The sequence below is a fragment of the Klebsiella sp. KP20-425-1 genome (assembly GCF_025813515.1).
GTDB lineage: Bacteria > Pseudomonadota > Gammaproteobacteria > Enterobacterales > Enterobacteriaceae > Klebsiella > Klebsiella pneumoniae.
Genome location: NZ_CP109614.1, coordinates 4913962 through 4930582, shown reverse-complemented (window position 1 = coordinate 4930582; position 16621 = coordinate 4913962). Strand labels below are relative to the sequence as shown.

At 57.9% G+C, this 16621-nt stretch carries 13 protein-coding genes; 4 read left to right on the top strand and 9 right to left on the bottom strand.

What is annotated here, in order from left to right; genetic code table 11:
* The first annotated feature begins 78 nt into the window (after positions 1-78).
* Together aceA and aceK are read left to right on the top strand one after the other, a co-directional pair.
* Positions 79-1383, top strand: coding sequence for an isocitrate lyase (aceA, locus tag OHJ17_RS24045; RefSeq protein ID WP_032433902.1), 1305 nt, complete (start codon positions 79-81; stop codon positions 1381-1383).
* Between the two features lie 102 nt (positions 1384-1485).
* Positions 1486-3270, top strand: a complete 1785-nt coding sequence (gene aceK, locus OHJ17_RS24040) for a bifunctional isocitrate dehydrogenase kinase/phosphatase (RefSeq protein WP_002884575.1) — start codon at positions 1486-1488, stop codon at positions 3268-3270.
* A 50-nt stretch (positions 3271-3320) separates the two neighbouring features.
* On the opposite strand, the gene iclR is transcribed toward aceK, so the two are convergent.
* On the bottom strand, positions 3321-4151 hold the full coding sequence (gene iclR, locus OHJ17_RS24035; RefSeq protein ID WP_002884578.1) for a glyoxylate bypass operon transcriptional repressor IclR: 831 nt from the start codon (positions 4149-4151) through the stop codon (positions 3321-3323).
* A gap of 194 nt (positions 4152-4345) precedes the next feature.
* Between iclR and metH the strand changes: the two genes are divergently transcribed.
* Both metH and OHJ17_RS24025 read left to right on the top strand, forming a co-directional pair.
* Positions 4346-8029 (top strand): methionine synthase, encoded by a 3684-nt coding sequence (metH, locus tag OHJ17_RS24030; RefSeq protein ID WP_004151753.1) that lies wholly within the window; start codon positions 4346-4348, stop codon positions 8027-8029.
* A gap of 129 nt (positions 8030-8158) precedes the next feature.
* Complete coding sequence (locus OHJ17_RS24025) at positions 8159-9790, top strand: Na/Pi cotransporter family protein (protein ID WP_004177864.1); 1632 nt, start codon at positions 8159-8161, stop codon at positions 9788-9790.
* Between the two features lie 87 nt (positions 9791-9877).
* On the opposite strand, the gene OHJ17_RS24020 is transcribed toward OHJ17_RS24025, so the two are convergent.
* The 8 genes from OHJ17_RS24020 to OHJ17_RS23985 form a co-directional block, all read right to left on the bottom strand.
* Positions 9878-10687: a shikimate 5-dehydrogenase gene (locus OHJ17_RS24020; RefSeq protein WP_004221827.1), complete on the bottom strand. Its 810-nt coding sequence runs from the start codon at positions 10685-10687 to the stop codon at positions 9878-9880.
* Complete coding sequence (sorE, locus tag OHJ17_RS24015; protein WP_002884587.1) at positions 10680-11912, bottom strand: L-sorbose 1-phosphate reductase; 1233 nt, start codon at positions 11910-11912, stop codon at positions 10680-10682. The genes OHJ17_RS24020 and sorE overlap by 8 nt, the downstream gene beginning before the upstream one ends.
* Positions 11913-11984: 72 nt before the next feature.
* Complete coding sequence (locus OHJ17_RS24010) at positions 11985-12809, bottom strand: PTS system mannose/fructose/sorbose family transporter subunit IID (RefSeq protein WP_002884590.1); 825 nt, start codon at positions 12807-12809, stop codon at positions 11985-11987.
* A gap of 11 nt (positions 12810-12820) precedes the next feature.
* Positions 12821-13621 carry a PTS mannose/fructose/sorbose transporter subunit IIC gene (locus OHJ17_RS24005; protein ID WP_032433754.1) on the bottom strand — a complete coding sequence of 267 codons (801 nt, stop codon included), beginning with the start codon at positions 13619-13621 and terminating at the stop codon, positions 12821-12823.
* A gap of 65 nt (positions 13622-13686) precedes the next feature.
* Positions 13687-14181, bottom strand: a complete 495-nt coding sequence (locus tag OHJ17_RS24000; protein ID WP_004151751.1) for a mannose/fructose/sorbose PTS transporter subunit IIB — start codon at positions 14179-14181, stop codon at positions 13687-13689.
* Complete coding sequence (locus OHJ17_RS23995) at positions 14181-14588, bottom strand: PTS sugar transporter subunit IIA (protein ID WP_002884611.1); 408 nt, start codon at positions 14586-14588, stop codon at positions 14181-14183. The genes OHJ17_RS24000 and OHJ17_RS23995 overlap by 1 nt, the downstream gene beginning before the upstream one ends.
* 9 nt (positions 14589-14597) lie before the next feature.
* Positions 14598-15401: an SDR family oxidoreductase gene (locus OHJ17_RS23990; protein WP_032433756.1), complete on the bottom strand. Its 804-nt coding sequence runs from the start codon at positions 15399-15401 to the stop codon at positions 14598-14600.
* Between the two features lie 70 nt (positions 15402-15471).
* Positions 15472-16419: a sugar-binding transcriptional regulator gene (locus OHJ17_RS23985; protein ID WP_002884616.1), complete on the bottom strand. Its 948-nt coding sequence runs from the start codon at positions 16417-16419 to the stop codon at positions 15472-15474.
* Positions 16420-16621 lie beyond the last annotated feature (202 nt).

Sequence of the window (16621 nt, the reverse complement as noted above, 5' to 3'; positions counted from 1 at the left end):
CGCCAGATGGTGTTGTTCGCCATTTAGTCCTTCACCTATGAGCCTGGGGAGCCAGGAAATTATATGGAGCATCTGCACATGAAAACCCGTACCCAACAAATCGAAGAATTAAACAAAGAATGGACGAACCCGCGCTGGGAAGGCATTACCCGTCCCTACAGCGCGGAAGAGGTGGTGAAGTTACGCGGCTCGGTGAATCCGGAATGCACGCTGGCGCAGCTTGGCGCGGCGAAACTGTGGCGTCTGCTGCACGGGGAGGCGAAAAAAGGGTACGTCAACAGTCTCGGCGCGCTGACCGGCGGCCAGGCCTTGCAGCAGGCGAAGGCGGGTATCGAAGCCATTTATCTCTCCGGCTGGCAGGTGGCGGCGGATGCTAACCTGGCGTCCAGCATGTATCCGGATCAATCGCTGTATCCGGCCAACTCGGTACCGGCGGTGGTGGATCGGATCAACAACACCTTCCGCCGCGCCGATCAGATCCAGTGGTCAGCGGGAATTGAACCGAACGATCCGCGCTTTATCGACTACTTCCTGCCGATCGTGGCGGATGCGGAGGCCGGTTTTGGCGGCGTCCTGAACGCCTTTGAGCTGATGAAATCGATGATTGAAGCCGGTGCAGCGGCTGTTCACTTCGAAGATCAGCTGGCATCGGTGAAGAAGTGCGGCCATATGGGCGGTAAAGTGCTAGTTCCGACTCAGGAGGCGATTCAGAAGCTGGTGGCGGCGCGTCTGGCGGCGGATGTGATGGGCGTGCCGACGCTGCTTATCGCCCGCACCGATGCCGACGCCGCGGATTTAATTACCTCAGACTGCGATCCGTACGATCGTGAGTTTATTACCGGGGATCGCACCAGCGAAGGGTTCTTCCGCACCCACGCCGGGATCGAGCAGGCGATCAGCCGCGGGCTGGCCTACGCGCCGTATGCGGATCTGGTGTGGTGTGAAACGTCGAAACCGGATCTCGAGCAGGCGCGCCGCTTTGCCGAGGCTATCCATGCGCGTTTCCCGGGCAAACTGCTGGCCTATAACTGCTCGCCGTCGTTTAACTGGAAGAAAAATCTCGATGATAAAACCATCGCCAGCTTCCAGCAGCAGCTGTCGGACATGGGATACAAATACCAGTTTATTACCCTCGCGGGGATCCACAGCATGTGGTTCAACATGTTCGACCTCGCCCATGCCTACGCTCAGGGTGAGGGGATGCGCCACTATGTTGAGAAAGTGCAGCAGCCGGAATTCGCCGCCGGGCCGGAAGGCTACACCTTCGTCTCGCATCAGCAGGAGGTGGGCACCGGCTACTTCGACAAGGTCACCACCATTATCCAGGGTGGCACCTCGTCGGTAACGGCGCTGACCGGCTCGACCGAAGAAGATCAGTTTTAAGCCATGCCCGGTGGCGCGACGCTGACCGGGCCTGCAAGAGGACGCAGGCCGGATAAGCGAGCGCGCCATCCGGCATGACGTGGCGCCGGATGGGGGAAAGCGATGACGCGTGGTCTGGAATTACTGATTGCCCAAACGATATTGCAGGGATTTGACGCGCAGTATGGGCGTTTTCTTGAAGTCACTTCCGGCGCGCAGCAGCGCTTTGAACAGGCTGACTGGCACGCCGTGCAGCAGGCGATGAAGCAGCGGATCCATCTCTACGATCACCACGTGGGCCTGGTAGTAGAGCAGCTGCGCTGCATCACCGAAGGGAAAAGCACCGACGTCGATTTTCTTCTGCGGGTGAAACAGCAGTACACCCAACTTTTACCGGATTACCCTCGCTTTGAAATTGCTGAGAGCTTTTTCAATTCGGTCTACTGCCGCCTGTTTGACCACCGCTCGCTGACCCCCGAGCGGCTCTTTATTTTCAGCTCGCAGCCCGAGCGACCCTTTCGTACCCTCCCGCGACCGCTGGCGAAAGATTTCTTTCCGGAACGCGGTTGGTCGCACCTGCTGGGTAAAGTACTGTCCGATCTGCCGCTGCGGCTACCGTGGCAAAACAAAGCGCGGGATATCGGCTATATCATTGCCAGTCTGCAGGAGGCGCTGGGGGAGGAACTGCTCGCCACCTGTCATCTGCAGGTCGCCAATGAGCTGTTCTACCGCAATAAAGCCGCCTGGCTGGTGGGCAAACTGGTCATGCCGATGGCGACGCTGCCTTTTTTGCTGCCGATCCACCGCAGCGAAGAGGGTGAGCTGTTTGTTGACACCTGCCTCACAACCCATGCCGAAGCGAGTATCGTTTTTGGCTTCGCGCGTTCCTATTTTATGGTTTATGCGCCGTTGCCCGGCGCCCTGGTGGAATGGCTGCGCGAGATCTTGCCGGGTAAAACGACGGCCGAGCTGTACATGGCGATTGGCTGTCAGAAGCATGCCAAAACCGAAAGCTATCGCGAATATCTACACTACATTACTCGCTGCGATGAGCAGTTTATTGAAGCGCCGGGTATTCGCGGGATGGTGATGCTGGTGTTTACCCTGCCGGGCTTTGACCGGGTGTTTAAGGTGATCAAGGACCGCTTCGCGCCGCAGAAAGAGATGACCGCCGCCCATGTGCGGGCTTGCTATCAGCTGGTAAAGGAGCATGACCGCGTCGGGCGGATGGCGGACACCCAGGAGTTTGAAAATTTCGTGCTGGATAAACGGCAAATCGCGCCGGCGCTGCTGGCGCTGCTGCAGGCGGAAGCGGGGAACAAACTCACCGATCTCGGCGACCGCATCGTCATCAGCCATCTCTATATTGAACGGCGAATGGTGCCGCTCAACCTGTGGCTGGAGCAGGTTAACGGCCAGGCATTGCGTGATGCGGTAGAAGAGTATGGCAATGCTATCCGCCAGCTGGCCGCCGCCAACATCTTTCCCGGCGATATGTTATTTAAAAACTTCGGCGTCACCCGCCATGGCCGGGTGGTGTTCTACGACTATGATGAAATCTGCTATATGACGGAAGTGAATTTTCGCGAGATCCCGCCGCCGCGCTATCCGGAGGATGAGCTGGCCAGCGAGCCGTGGTACAGCGTTTCGCCTGGCGATGTGTTTCCGGAGGAGTTCCGCCACTGGCTGTGCGCCGACCCGCGCATTGGGCCACTGTTTGAAGAGATGCATGCCGACCTGCTGCGCGCCGACTACTGGCGCGCACTGCAGATGCGGATTAAAAACGGCCATGTGGAAGATGTCTACGCCTACCGGCGCAAGCAGCGTTTTAGCGTGCGCTATGGCGCCGACAGTAGGCCGGATAAGGCGTTTACGCCGCCATCCGGCAAGGTGCGCCGATCTGCCTGATGGCGCTACGCTTATCAGGCCTACTTAAAATGCCCCTCTGGGGCATTTTTTTATTTAACCCCGCCATACGCCAGCGTCACTTCCTTCGCCGCCTTGATCACCAGCGCGCCCAGCTCAGTCACCCGATCATCGGTCATACGCGAGATGGGGCCTGAGATGGAGATTGCCGCGAACGGTTCGCGATGTTCATCGTAAATGCAGGCGGCGACGCAGCGCAGGCCGAGCGCGTGCTCCTCATCATCGAAAGAGTAGCCCCGCTTGCGGGTCTGGGCTAAATCTTCCTTCAGATGCAGCGGGGAGACCAGCGTGGCATGCGTATAGGCATGCAGCCCTTTACGGTGCAGCAGACTGGTAACCTGCTCTTCGCTCAGCTGCGCGAGAAACGCCTTCCCGGCGCCGGAAGCGTGCATCGGCAGTTTACCGCCGATTGGCGCCGACATCCGCATCAGCTGGGTGCACTGCACCTGATCGATAATGATCGCCTGGTGGTCGCTCTGGTCGAGCACCGCCAGATTCACCGTTTCACCGGAATCTTCCATCAGCTGGCGCAGGATCGGGTGGACAATGGCCAGCAGATTGCGGCTTTGTAGAAAGCTGCTGCCGACCACGAAAGCATGCGCCCCGACGGCCCAGTGACCCAGCTCGCCAACCTGGCGGACGAAGCCCAGCTGTTGCATGGTGGTCAGCAGACGGTGAGTCGTGGAGTTGGGCAGACCCGCCTGCTGCGCCAGTTCGGTCAGCGCGACGCTGCTGTGGGACTCGGCAATCCATTCGAGTAATTTCAGGCCGCGGGTCAGCGACTGAACCTGACCGCCAGCCTGCTGGGCAGTGGCAGCCGCGGGTTTTCTGCCGCGTTTCGCGGGAATGGGGGTTGTGGCCATCGCGAACTCCTTTTTCTGTATCGTGGAAATAATTTTCGTTTTATTTGGCAATAATGCAATCACAACCGGACTCATCGGAGGAGTGAAGCTGAACATGTCTCATATTGCCCGTTGTTGTCTTTTCCGCTCCGGTGGTTTATGCCAGTATGGTTTGTTGGCTATTTGGCCTGAGTCGAGCGTTGTCGGGAGCAAGTGTGAGCAGCAAAGTTGAGCAACTGCATCAGCAGTTAAAAGAACGTATTCTGGTTCTGGATGGGGGCATGGGCACCATGATCCAGGGCTATCGTCTGAGTGAGCAGGACTTTCGCGGTGAGCGCTTTGCTGACTGGCCGTGCGACCTGAAAGGCAACAACGACCTGCTGGTGCTCAGCAAACCCGAAGTGATCCGCGAGATCCACGACGCCTATTTCGAGGCCGGCGCGGATATCATTGAGACCAACACCTTTAACTCGACGACCATCGCGATGGCGGATTACCAGATGGAATCCCTGTCGGCCGAGATCAACTTTGCCGCGGCGAAGCTGGCCCGCGCCAGCGCCGACGCCTGGACGGCCCGCACGCCGGAAAAACCGCGCTATGTCGCGGGCGTGCTTGGCCCGACCAACCGCACCGCTTCTATTTCGCCTGATGTGAACGATCCGGCGTTCCGTAATATTACCTTTGACCAGCTGGTGGCCGCCTATCGCGAATCCACCCGGGCGCTGGTGGAAGGTGGCGTGGATCTGATCCTGATTGAAACGGTGTTTGACACCCTGAACGCTAAAGCGGCTATCTATGCGGTGAAAGAGGAGCTGGAGGCGTTAGGCGTTGACCTGCCGCTGATGATCTCCGGGACCATTACCGATGCCTCTGGCCGCACGCTTTCCGGACAGACCACCGAAGCCTTTTATAACTCGCTGCGTCACGCCGAAGCCTTATCGTTTGGTCTGAACTGCGCCCTCGGGCCGGACGAGCTGCGGCAGTACGTCCAGGAGCTGTCGCGCATTGCCGAATGCTACGTCACTGCGCACCCGAACGCCGGCCTGCCCAACGCCTTCGGCGAATACGATCTGGACGCCGACACCATGGCGACGCAAATTCGCGAATGGGCGGAAGCCGGTTTCCTCAATATCGTTGGCGGCTGCTGCGGTACCACCCCGGAGCATATCGCCGCCATGAGCCGGGCGGTAGCGGGCCTGCCGCCGCGTCAGTTGCCGGAAATTGCGGTGGCCTGCCGCCTCGCCGGCCTGGAGCCGTTGAATATCGGCGACGATAGCCTGTTCGTTAACGTCGGTGAACGAACTAACGTCACCGGCTCGGCGAAATTTAAGCGGCTGATTAAAGAAGAGAAGTACAGCGAAGCGCTGGACGTTGCGCGTCAGCAGGTGGAAAGCGGCGCGCAGATTATCGATATCAACATGGACGAGGGGATGCTCGACGCGGAAGCGGCGATGGTGCGTTTCCTTAACCTGATTGCCGGCGAGCCGGACATTGCCCGCGTGCCGATCATGATCGACTCCTCCAAGTGGGAAGTCATTGAAAAGGGCCTGAAATGTATTCAGGGCAAAGGCATCGTTAACTCGATTTCGATGAAAGAGGGCGTCGAATCCTTTATCCACCATGCGAAACTGGTTCGCCGCTACGGCGCCGCGGTGGTGGTGATGGCTTTCGACGAGGTTGGTCAGGCCGACACCCGCGAACGTAAAATTGAGATTTGCCGTCGCGCCTACAAAATCCTCACCGAAGAGGTCGGCTTCCCGCCGGAAGATATTATCTTCGACCCCAATATCTTTGCCGTCGCCACCGGTATCGAAGAGCATAACAACTACGCACAGGACTTTATCGGCGCCTGCGAAGACATCAAACGCGAGCTGCCGCATGCGCTAATCTCCGGCGGGGTCTCCAACGTCTCCTTCTCCTTCCGCGGTAATGACCCGGTACGTGAGGCGATCCACGCCGTATTCCTCTACTACGCGATCCGCAACGGCATGGACATGGGGATCGTCAACGCCGGTCAGCTGGCCATCTATGATGACCTCCCGGGCGAGCTGCGCGACGCGGTCGAAGACGTGATCCTCAACCGCCGCGATGACAGTACCGAACGGTTACTTGAGCTGGCGGAAAAATATCGCGGCAGCAAAGCGGACGACGGCGCGAATGCCCAGCAGGCGGAGTGGCGCACCTGGGAAGTGAAAAAACGCCTCGAATATTCGCTGGTGAAGGGCATTACCGAATTTATCGAACAGGACACCGAAGAAGCGCGTCAGCAGGCCGCCCGCCCGATTGAGGTCATTGAAGGGCCGCTGATGGACGGCATGAACGTGGTCGGCGATCTGTTCGGCGAAGGCAAAATGTTCCTGCCGCAGGTGGTGAAATCCGCCCGTGTAATGAAACAGGCGGTGGCCTACCTTGAGCCGTTTATTGAAGCCAGTAAAGAGCAGGGCTCCAGTAACGGCAAAATGGTGATTGCCACGGTAAAAGGCGACGTTCATGACATTGGCAAAAACATCGTCGGCGTGGTGCTGCAGTGCAATAACTACGAAATCATCGATCTTGGCGTGATGGTCCCGGCGGATAAAATTCTCAAAACGGCCAAAGAGGTAAACGCGGATCTAATTGGTCTTTCCGGGCTGATTACCCCATCGCTGGACGAGATGGTTAATGTGGCGAAAGAGATGGAGCGCCAGGGCTTTACCATCCCGCTGCTGATAGGCGGCGCGACCACCTCGAAAGCGCATACGGCGGTGAAAATCGAGCAGAACTACAGCGGCCCGACCGTTTACGTACAGAACGCCTCGCGCACCGTCGGCGTGGTGTCTGCGCTGCTCTCGGACACGCAGCGCGACGAGTTTGTCGCCCGCACGCGCAAAGAGTATGAAACGGTGCGTATCCAGCATGGGCGTAAAAAACCGCGTACGCCGCCGGTGACCCTTGCCGCCGCGCGGGAAAACGATCTGGCCTTTGACTGGGAAAGCTACACGCCGCCGGTGGCTCATCGTCTGGGAGTACAGACGGTGGAAGCCAGTATCGAGACTCTGCGCAACTACATCGACTGGACGCCGTTCTTCATGACCTGGTCGCTGGCGGGTAAATATCCGCGCATTCTGGAAGATGAAGTGGTAGGGGAAGAGGCGCAGCGCCTGTTCAAAGATGCTAACGAGCTGCTGGATAAGCTGAGCGCAGAGAAAACCCTGAACCCGCGGGGCGTGGTGGGTCTGTTCCCGGCCAACCGCGTGGGCGACGATATTGAAATCTATCGCGATGAAACCCGCACCCACGTGCTGACGGTGAGCCATCATCTGCGCCAGCAGACGGAGAAGGTTGGCTTCGCCAACTACTGCCTCGCCGATTTTGTCGCGCCGAAGCTGAGCGGCAAGGCGGACTACATCGGCGCCTTCGCCGTGACCGGCGGCCTGGAAGAGGACGCGCTGGCGGACGCCTATGAAGCGCAGCATGATGACTATAACAAGATCATGATCAAGGCCATCGCCGATCGCCTGGCGGAGGCCTTTGCCGAGTATCTGCATGAGAAAGTGCGCAAGGTTTACTGGGGATATGCGGCCAATGAGAACCTCAGCAATGAGGAGCTTATTCGCGAGAACTACCAGGGGATCCGACCGGCGCCGGGATATCCGGCCTGTCCGGAGCATACCGAAAAGGGGACCATCTGGCAGCTACTGGACGTCGAAGCCCATACCGGCATGAAGCTCACCGAATCGTTCGCCATGTGGCCGGGCGCATCGGTTTCCGGCTGGTACTTCAGCCATCCGGATAGCAAGTACTTCGCCGTGGCGCAGATCCAGCGCGATCAGGTCGAAGATTACGCGCTGCGTAAAGGAATGACGCCGGCGGAGGTCGAGCGCTGGTTAGCGCCTAATCTGGGCTATGATGCGGACTAGTCGTCATCTTTCCTTACAACAAACAAGGCGCTCTGTGAGCGCCTTGTCTCTTTATTGAGGTTAACCCCTTATACTGAGATAAGTTCCTGAACTTCGGAAAACCTATAACGATAAGGAGAAGCTGATTCCGTGTTAACTCTGCTACACCTGTTGTCCGCGGTTGCTCTGCTGGTGTGGGGCACGCATATCGTGCGTACCGGGGTGATGCGCGTCTATGGCGCTCGCCTGCGTACCGTTCTCAGTAGCAGCGTAGAGAAAAAGCCGCTCGCCTTCTGCGCGGGTCTTGGCGTGACTGCGCTGGTGCAAAGCAGTAACGCCACCACCATGCTGGTGACCTCATTTGTCGCCCAGGATTTAGTGGGTCTGATGCCAGCGCTGGTGATGGTGCTGGGGGCCGACGTCGGGACGGCGCTGATGGCGAGGGTGTTGACCTTCGACCTGTCGTGGCTGTCGCCGTTGTTGATATTTATCGGGGTGATTTTCTTCCTCGGCCGCAAGCAGACCCGCGCCGGGCAGCTTGGACGGGTGGGGATTGGTCTGGGGCTGATCCTGTTGGCCCTCGAGCTGATTGTCCAGGCCGTACACCCCATAACCCAGGCGAACGGCGTGCAGGTGATTTTCGCCTCGCTGACCGGCGATATCATGCTGGATGCTTTGATTGGCGCCGTATTTGCAATCATTAGCTACTCCAGCCTGGCGGCGGTGCTGTTAACGGCGACGCTGACCGCGGCGGGAGCGATCTCTTTCCCGGTGGCGCTGTGTCTGGTGATTGGCGCCAACCTGGGATCGGGGCTGCTGGCGATGCTTAACAACAGCGCGGCGAACGCGGCGGCGCGCCGGGTGGCGCTGGGCAGCCTGCTGTTTAAGCTGGTGGGGAGCCTGATTATTCTGCCGTTCGTCCATCCGCTGGCCGCGGCGATGCACAAGCTGCCGTTGGCCGAGTCCGAGCTGGTTATCTACTTCCACGTATTTTACAACCTGCTGCGCTGCATCGCGATGGTGCCCTTTGCCGGACCGATGGCGAAGCTGTGCCAGCGTCTGATCCGCGATGAGCCCGAGCTGGATAACCATCTCAAACCCAAGCATCTCGACCCGTCGGCGCTGGACACCCCGGCGCTGGCGCTGGCCAATGCCGCGCGTGAGACGCTGCGCATTGGTGACGCGATGGAGCAGATGCTGGAGAGCCTGCACAAGGTGATGCATGGCGAACCGCGTCAGGAGAAAGAGCTGCGCCGTATGGCGGATGATATCAACGTACTTTACACCGCTATTAAGCTCTATCTGGCGCGAATGCCAAAGGATGAGCTGGCGGAAGAGGAATCCCGGCGCTGGGCGGAAATTATTGAGATGTCGTTAAACCTCGAACAGGCGTCCGATATCGTCGAGCGAATGGGCAGCGAGATCGCCGATAAATCGCTGGCGGCGCGGCGCGCCTTCTCGGTAGAAGGGTTAAAGGAGCTGGACGCCCTGTACGATCTGCTGCTCAGCAACCTGCAGCTGGCGATGTCGGTCTTCTTCTCCAGCGATGTGCCCAGCGCCCGCCGCCTGCGGCGCAGCAAACACCGGTTCCGCATTCTTAACCGCCGCTACTCGCATGCGCACGTTGACCGTCTGCATCAGCAGAACGTGCAGAGCATCGAAACCAGTACGTTGCACCTGGCGCTGCTGGGGGATATGAAGCGTCTGAACAGCCTGTTCTGCTCGGTGGCTTACAGCGTGATGGAGCAGCCGGATGAAGACGACGAACGGGATGACTACTGAGACGGATTATTTTTCCGTTTATGTCGCTTCTTTTCTGGCGAGGTAGCCCTCCCGGGACGTGGCTGACGCCTTCCCGGGAGGGACATCCTAGCTTCTGGCAAACGCCGAGGCCTCTGCCACCAGCGCGCTATCCGGCCGTACGCCGGTATAAAGGGTAAACTGCTCGACGGCTTGCAGGGCAATAACTTCCGCACCGCTGATGGTTTGCTTACCCCGTTGTTGCGCCAGGCGGATCAGCGGAGTTTCCGCCGGCAACGCGACCACGTCAAACACGACGCTGGCCTGGGCCACCATGGCCTCGCTGAACGCCAGCGTGTTGCTTTCCGCTCCCCCCGCCATGCCCAGCGGTGTGACATTGACCAGAATCTCGGCTGCGATCCCTTCGGGCAGGGGCTGCCACTGAAAGCCATACTGTTTTGCCAGCGCCAGGCCGCGCTGGCGATTGCGGGCCGCAATGATCACGTCGCGGAAACCGGCATCACGGAAGGCGGCAATGACGGCTTTCCCCATGCCGCCGCTACCCTGAATCATCACTCTGGCGTTGGTATCGAGCCGATGGCTGGCGATCAGGCTTTTGACCGCGATGTAATCGGTGTTTAGCCCGGTTAACTTCCCGTCGTCGTTGACGATGGTGTTGACGGAGTCGATGACTTTTGCTGACGGATCGATCGCGTCAAGAAACGGTATGCAGCTCTCTTTAAACGGCATGGAGACCGCACAGCCGCGGATACCCAATGCGCGAACCCCTTTTACCGCCGCCTCAATATCCTTAGTCGTAAAGGCTTTGTAGAGGTAGTTCAATCCCAGCTTGTCATACAGATAGTTATGAAAGCGGGTGCCGAAGTTGCCGGGGCGACCCGCCAGGGAGATGCACAGCAGCGTATCGCGGTTAATCATGCGTAATATCCTCCGCGTGGGCCAGCAGATACGCTTCAGCCTCCTGGGACCAGATCCCATGGTGACGTGCCACAATCGCTGCCAGTTCGGGATCGGCGATCTCGCCCAGCGGCGTGAGCGGGAAGGCTTTTCCGGTATACACCAGCTTTTTTCCCCCGCCGACGGCAGGCAGATCGAGGGTGGTTTCGCCCGCGGCGTTCAGGCCGAGAATATGGGTGACCACTTTCGCCGTCTGGACCTTTTTCGCCTGCATCAGCGCCACCGCGGCGCGCATATCGTCAGTATTACCGCCGGAGGTGCCGACGTAGTGGGTAAAGGCGTAGTGCACGTCGTAGAAGTTGATCGGGGCGCTGAATTGCTTATCCTGGGGGCCAGCAAAGAAATTCAGGCAGCCGTCCGGAGCCAGCAACGAGGAGGCCAGGGTGATCAGCTGTTCGTTTGGCACAAACACGAAGATATCGTCGAAGCCATGGCCGCCGCTGAGCGCTAGCAGCGTATCGCGACTGGCCTCATGGCCGTCGAGGTAGTGGATCAGCGTCTGCGGCTCAGAGGGGTAATGACGGCGGGCGTAGCTGAGCTTCGGCTTATTGGTATCGGTCACTACCAGTAGTGAAGGATTGATGGGGCCGTGCAGCGCATAGTCGATAGCCAGCAGCCCCATCGGCCCCGTCCCGCCCAGGATCAGAGTGTGTCCCTGAGGACGGATCCCCATCACGTGGTTGTAACTCCCCTCCTGCAGATGATAATTGGCGTTGAAAGCGCCAATGACGCAGGAGAGCGGCTCCACCAGCGATCCTTCAAACCAGGTATCCCCCTCCCAGGTGAGCAGGCAATCCTGCGCCATCACCTCATTGGGGATCACCACATGGGTGGCTTCGCCACCGATCCATGGGAATGAGTAGCCGGGGCAGTCGGGTCGGTCGGGCAACTGCAGGTTGGCCTGGATCACGTAGCGCTGCCCTGGCTGAAACTTATGCTGCCACTTTTTACCGACGGCAAGGATTTCGCCGCAGAATTCATGACCGATAATAATGGGCCTGGTGGCCACATCATCTGGCACCTTTTTATGATCGGCACCCTGATTGGCCTCTTTCCATGAGGAAAGACACAGGCTGTCCGTGACCACCCGGGCGAGGATCTCATCGTCCTGCATCGCCGGGAGGGTAAAGGTTTCCAGGCGCAGGTCTCGTTTGCCATACAGGCGCAGGGCCGTTGTTGTTTGCATAAACCACCTCATCCCCTTCATCTTTCGGGGCTATGTTGTTGACGTCACCCCGGCATCGCCGGTGCGGAATAATCAGGACAGAAAGCCGAGGGCGTTGCCGATAATGCCTAAGCCGAAAAGGGCGAAAATCAGCCAGACCGGATTCACTTTCTTGTTCAGCAGACGCACCATCAGTAGCGTCAGGCCCAGCGCCAGCAGGCCGGGGCAGAGCTGATCGAGGATGTTCTGGACGGTCATCGTGACGGTGGCGCCGTCTGCACCGGGCGTTTGGGAAACCACCAGCGGCACATTGATGGTGGTCCATTTGGTCACCAGCACCCCCATGACAAACAGGCCGAGAATGGAGGCGCCTTCGGTCAGCTTCTGCAGCAGGTTACCGCCCATATCGCTGACGATATTGACCCCTTTACGGAAGCCCAGTTGCAGGCCGTACCACTTCATTGCCAGCCGCACTGCATTGAAAATAAAGAAAAATAACAAAGGTCCCAGAATGTTGCCGGAGAGGGCCAGCGAGGCGCCAAGGGCCGCGGTAATCGGCCGCAGCGTGCCCCAGACCAGCGGGTCGCCGACGCCGGCCAGCGGGCCCATCAGACCCACTTTGATGCCGTTGATAGCGCCATCGTCAATGGCCGCGCCGTTAGCTCGGGCCTCCTCCATGGCGGCGGTGACGCCGATCACCGGGCCACACACCGCCGGCGTGGTATTAAAGAACACCAGATGACGCTTCAGCGCCGCGACCTGATCGGCTTTGAGCGGATACAGGCGTTTGATCGCCGGGATCATGTCGTAGCAAAACCCCAGGCCATGAATACGTTCGAAGTTAAAGGAGGCCTGCTGGAGGTTGGAGCGGAGAAACATGCTCACCAGGTCGCCTTGCGTGATTTTTTTCTGTTCCATTTTCGGCTCCATTAGTCGTCAAGCTGGTCAAGGGCGGGGGCAGAGGGGGCAGTGGAGGCGGCGGGTTCAGCCTTACCCCACTGTGGATTGAGCTGGATGTAGATCAGCGCGATGATGACGCCCACGCCGCCGAAGGCCAGCAGGCTGAAGTCGAGATAACCCCCGGCGAGAAAACCGAGGAAAAAGAAGGGCATCAGGTATTTCACGCCCATCATTCGCAGCACCATCGCGTAGCCCACGACGACAATGAAACCACCGGCAATCTGCAGGCCGCGGGTGACGAATTCCGGGATCGCGCTGAGCATACTGCTGACCATATCCGCGCTAACGAACAGCGAGACCACCAGCGCCGGGATTGCCACGCGCAGTGCCTGCACCCCCAGTGCGGAGACATGCAGCAGGTCGATGGTGCGAAAGCGCGCCTCCTCGGCCGCTTTGTCCGCGGCGTGCTGGAACACCACGGTAATGGTACGGGCGAAAACGGTCAGCACCTGCCCGGCGGCGGCCACCGGCAGAGCAATGGCGATACCGGTGGCAATGCTCTGGTGGCCCACAATCACCAGAATGGCGGAGATAATGCTGGCCAGCGCCGAATCTGGCGACTGCGCTGCCCCCACGTTCATCCAGCCGAGGGCGATCAGCTCCAGCGTACCGCCGAGCATAACCCCGGTTTTTAAATCGCCCAGGATGAGGCCAATCACGGTACAGGCGATAAGGGGCCGATGGGTCTGAAATTCATCCAGCACGCTGCCCATTCCGGCAATACAGGAAAAAATAAATATGGCTATTATCTGTAGGGTACTAATTTCCATAATTTATGACCTTTAAGGTGTGAGTCATCCTGCCTGCTACGGCATATCACAACAGGCGCTATTTTTTATTCGCAGAAAGCTGTTTCGTTAATTTTGTCGAGAATATTGACTGACGGATCTGATGCGACCACGCGTAAATCGAGTTTTACGCCCAGTTTATCGAGTTCACGGAATGCCTGAATATCCTGCGGATCCAAAGAAACGGCTTTGGTTAGCTGTTTTTTACCGGGTCGCCAGGCCATGCCACCAATATTTAACGTGGCGATCTGCACGCCCTGGCGCACCATCGTTAAAACATCGTGTGGATTGGTAAATAAATAAAAGACGGTCTCGTCCTGATATTGCGGGTTATGATAGACCGCAACCGCTTTTTCCAGACTGACAACGTTTACCTTCATGCCTGGCGGAGCCGCCTGGCGCAACAGGGTCCGGCGAACCTCATCGTTAAATACATCGTCATTGCAGATAATTATCCGCTGGGCGTTGGCGACTTTTGACCACACGGTGGTGACCTGGCCATGAATCAGTCGGTCATCAATACGGGCGAGGGTAATTTGCATCAGAACTCCTCCTCAACGGTTTCTGGCTGCTGCCAGACCACACAGCACTGACTGGCGATGGCCTGCAGATGCTGGCATAAGTCATCGGCGCTCAGGGTATGCTGGTTATCCACCAGCTCGAGCGCCAGCGGCAGCGACAGGCCGCTAATCACCCGGATCTGCGGGTGACGCATTGCCAGCCCGGCTGCGGCATTCCATGGGCTTCCGCACTGCAAATCTACCGCGATTACCCACTCCTCATCGGTGTGGGCGCTTACTAACTTTTCCAGGTTAATGGCGATATCCGCCGCGTTTTCGCCGGGGACAAACGCGACGGCGCTGACGTTAACCTCGCCGTAGACCATGCATACCGAATCAAGCATGGCCCCGGCCAGCTGGCCGTGGGCGCAGAAGATAGCGTGAACCATACTGCCTCCTTAACCGCGCGTTTTTCCGCCGGCAATGTTAGTGGTGACTCCGGTGATGTAGCTGGCGCGCGCTGACAAGAGATAGCAAACAAAATCAGCCACTTCCGAGAGCTTTCCTGCCCGCCCGATGGGAATGGCGTTTTTGGTATATCCCTCGCGAAGTTGCTCGACGGTGATATTGCGCGTCCAGGCCAGCGCCTCTTCATATTCCGGTGTCCGCAGACCGGTTTTTTCGAGGATCCCCGGCGCAACGCCGACCACGCGGATCCCATATTTACCCAATTCTTTGGACCAGGAGCGGGTAAAGCTGTTGAGCGCGGCCTTGGTCGCGGCGTAGCAGCTTTGACCTTCAGAACCTTCCAGGCCGCTCTCCGAAGAGACATTGACAATCACACCGGCGCGCTGTTTGACCATTTGACGCGCCACCGCCTGCGACATGAAAAACACCCCTTTCTGGTTGATATTGACCATTTTTTCAAAAGCGGCTTCGTTTAATTCATAGCGGCCGGCCGGTGCTTTTTCGTCGACTAATAAACGCGGGAAATTCACGCCAGCGTTATTGACCAAACCATCAATACGCGACCAGCGCTGAATAATGGCATCGATAGTCTGTTGCACCTCTGTCGCGCTGGAAATATCCGTCGGCCAGAAGTGATAATTATCGCCATTGTGATGACGATCGCTGCCATGAATATCAATCATCTGGACATGAGCACCTTGTGATAATAATTCATCGACAATGGCCAGCCCAATTCCCGAGGCGCCGCCGGTCACGATAATGACGTTATCTTTTAAATTTAACCAGGTATTCATTATTCACTCCCATTTCTTTAGATAAAGGGATCCCCCGCAGCGGGTGCTGCGTGAAATCATATCCTGTGTGTTATTTCAGTAATAACTCAGCCGTTTCTCTGTTTGTCACCAGACAATTAATATAGCGTCCGTGCAATGCGCCAAGAATGCCAGAGTATTTCTCTTCCCCCATGGCGATGCCGATGGAATAGCGAGCCTGGCGCAGCTTCGCCATTTCGATCGACAGGGTTTTTTCGCTCATATTGGTATCGACTAACCCGCCGTTAATATCGTAGAAACGCGAACAGATATCCCCGGCGACGTGGCGGGCGTTGAGATCGTCGCTCTCTTCGCTGCCGTAGAAGGCGTGCCAGTTTGCGCCGTCGCGAATGGCCGGTGAACCAATACCCACCAGCGCCACATCCAGGCTGTCCCAGTAGGATGAGATGGTTTTAAAGTGCTGGGACTGCATGATGCCGTTGCGGATCAGCGGGTTATCCAGCAGGGCTGGAAAATCGGCAAGGTGGGATTCCGCTTTCAGTCTGGCTGCCGCGCCGTAGGTTAAGGTGTTCACATGGTAGCGGCTCTCCAGTTTACCGGAAGGTCCACCGATGATGGGGACGCAGATCACCTGGCGTGACTGGCTGGCCTGCGGCAGGTTCTCCACCAGCGAACGCACGGCGCGGCCCCATGAAAAACCGATGATATCGCCTGGCTCCAGCAACCGATCGACAAGCAGGGCGCCATGCTGGCCCATCGCACTCAGCTGTTCTTCTTCCAGCAGCCCATCGCTACTGGCAACCACCGCCTCTTTCAGACCAAATTTTTGCTTGAGCTGTTGTTCGAGCCACAGGTTCTCGTTGTAGTCATAGTTGATGGCGATGGTGACAATGCCCTGCTCACGGCCGCGCTTCAGCAGGCGACTAATGGTGGTGCGATAGATCCCCAGCTCGCGAGCGATTTGCGCCTGGGTCATATCCTGCTCGTAATAGAGCTGGGCGATTTTGACAATCAACCGGATATCGTCACTGTTTTCCATGGTCATCTGCAGGCTCCTGCACATTTGTGCAAATCGCGGGTTTGTGCTGTTGATCTGATATAACCCTATTAGAGCCACCGTTTAAAGCGATTTTCTTTTATTTCATCACCCTAATCTGGCGAATAATCTTGCACATTTGCGTTATCAATAGCGGGTTGTTGGCACCTTTGTGCATTGCACGCTAAATCGCTGATTCTGTGAT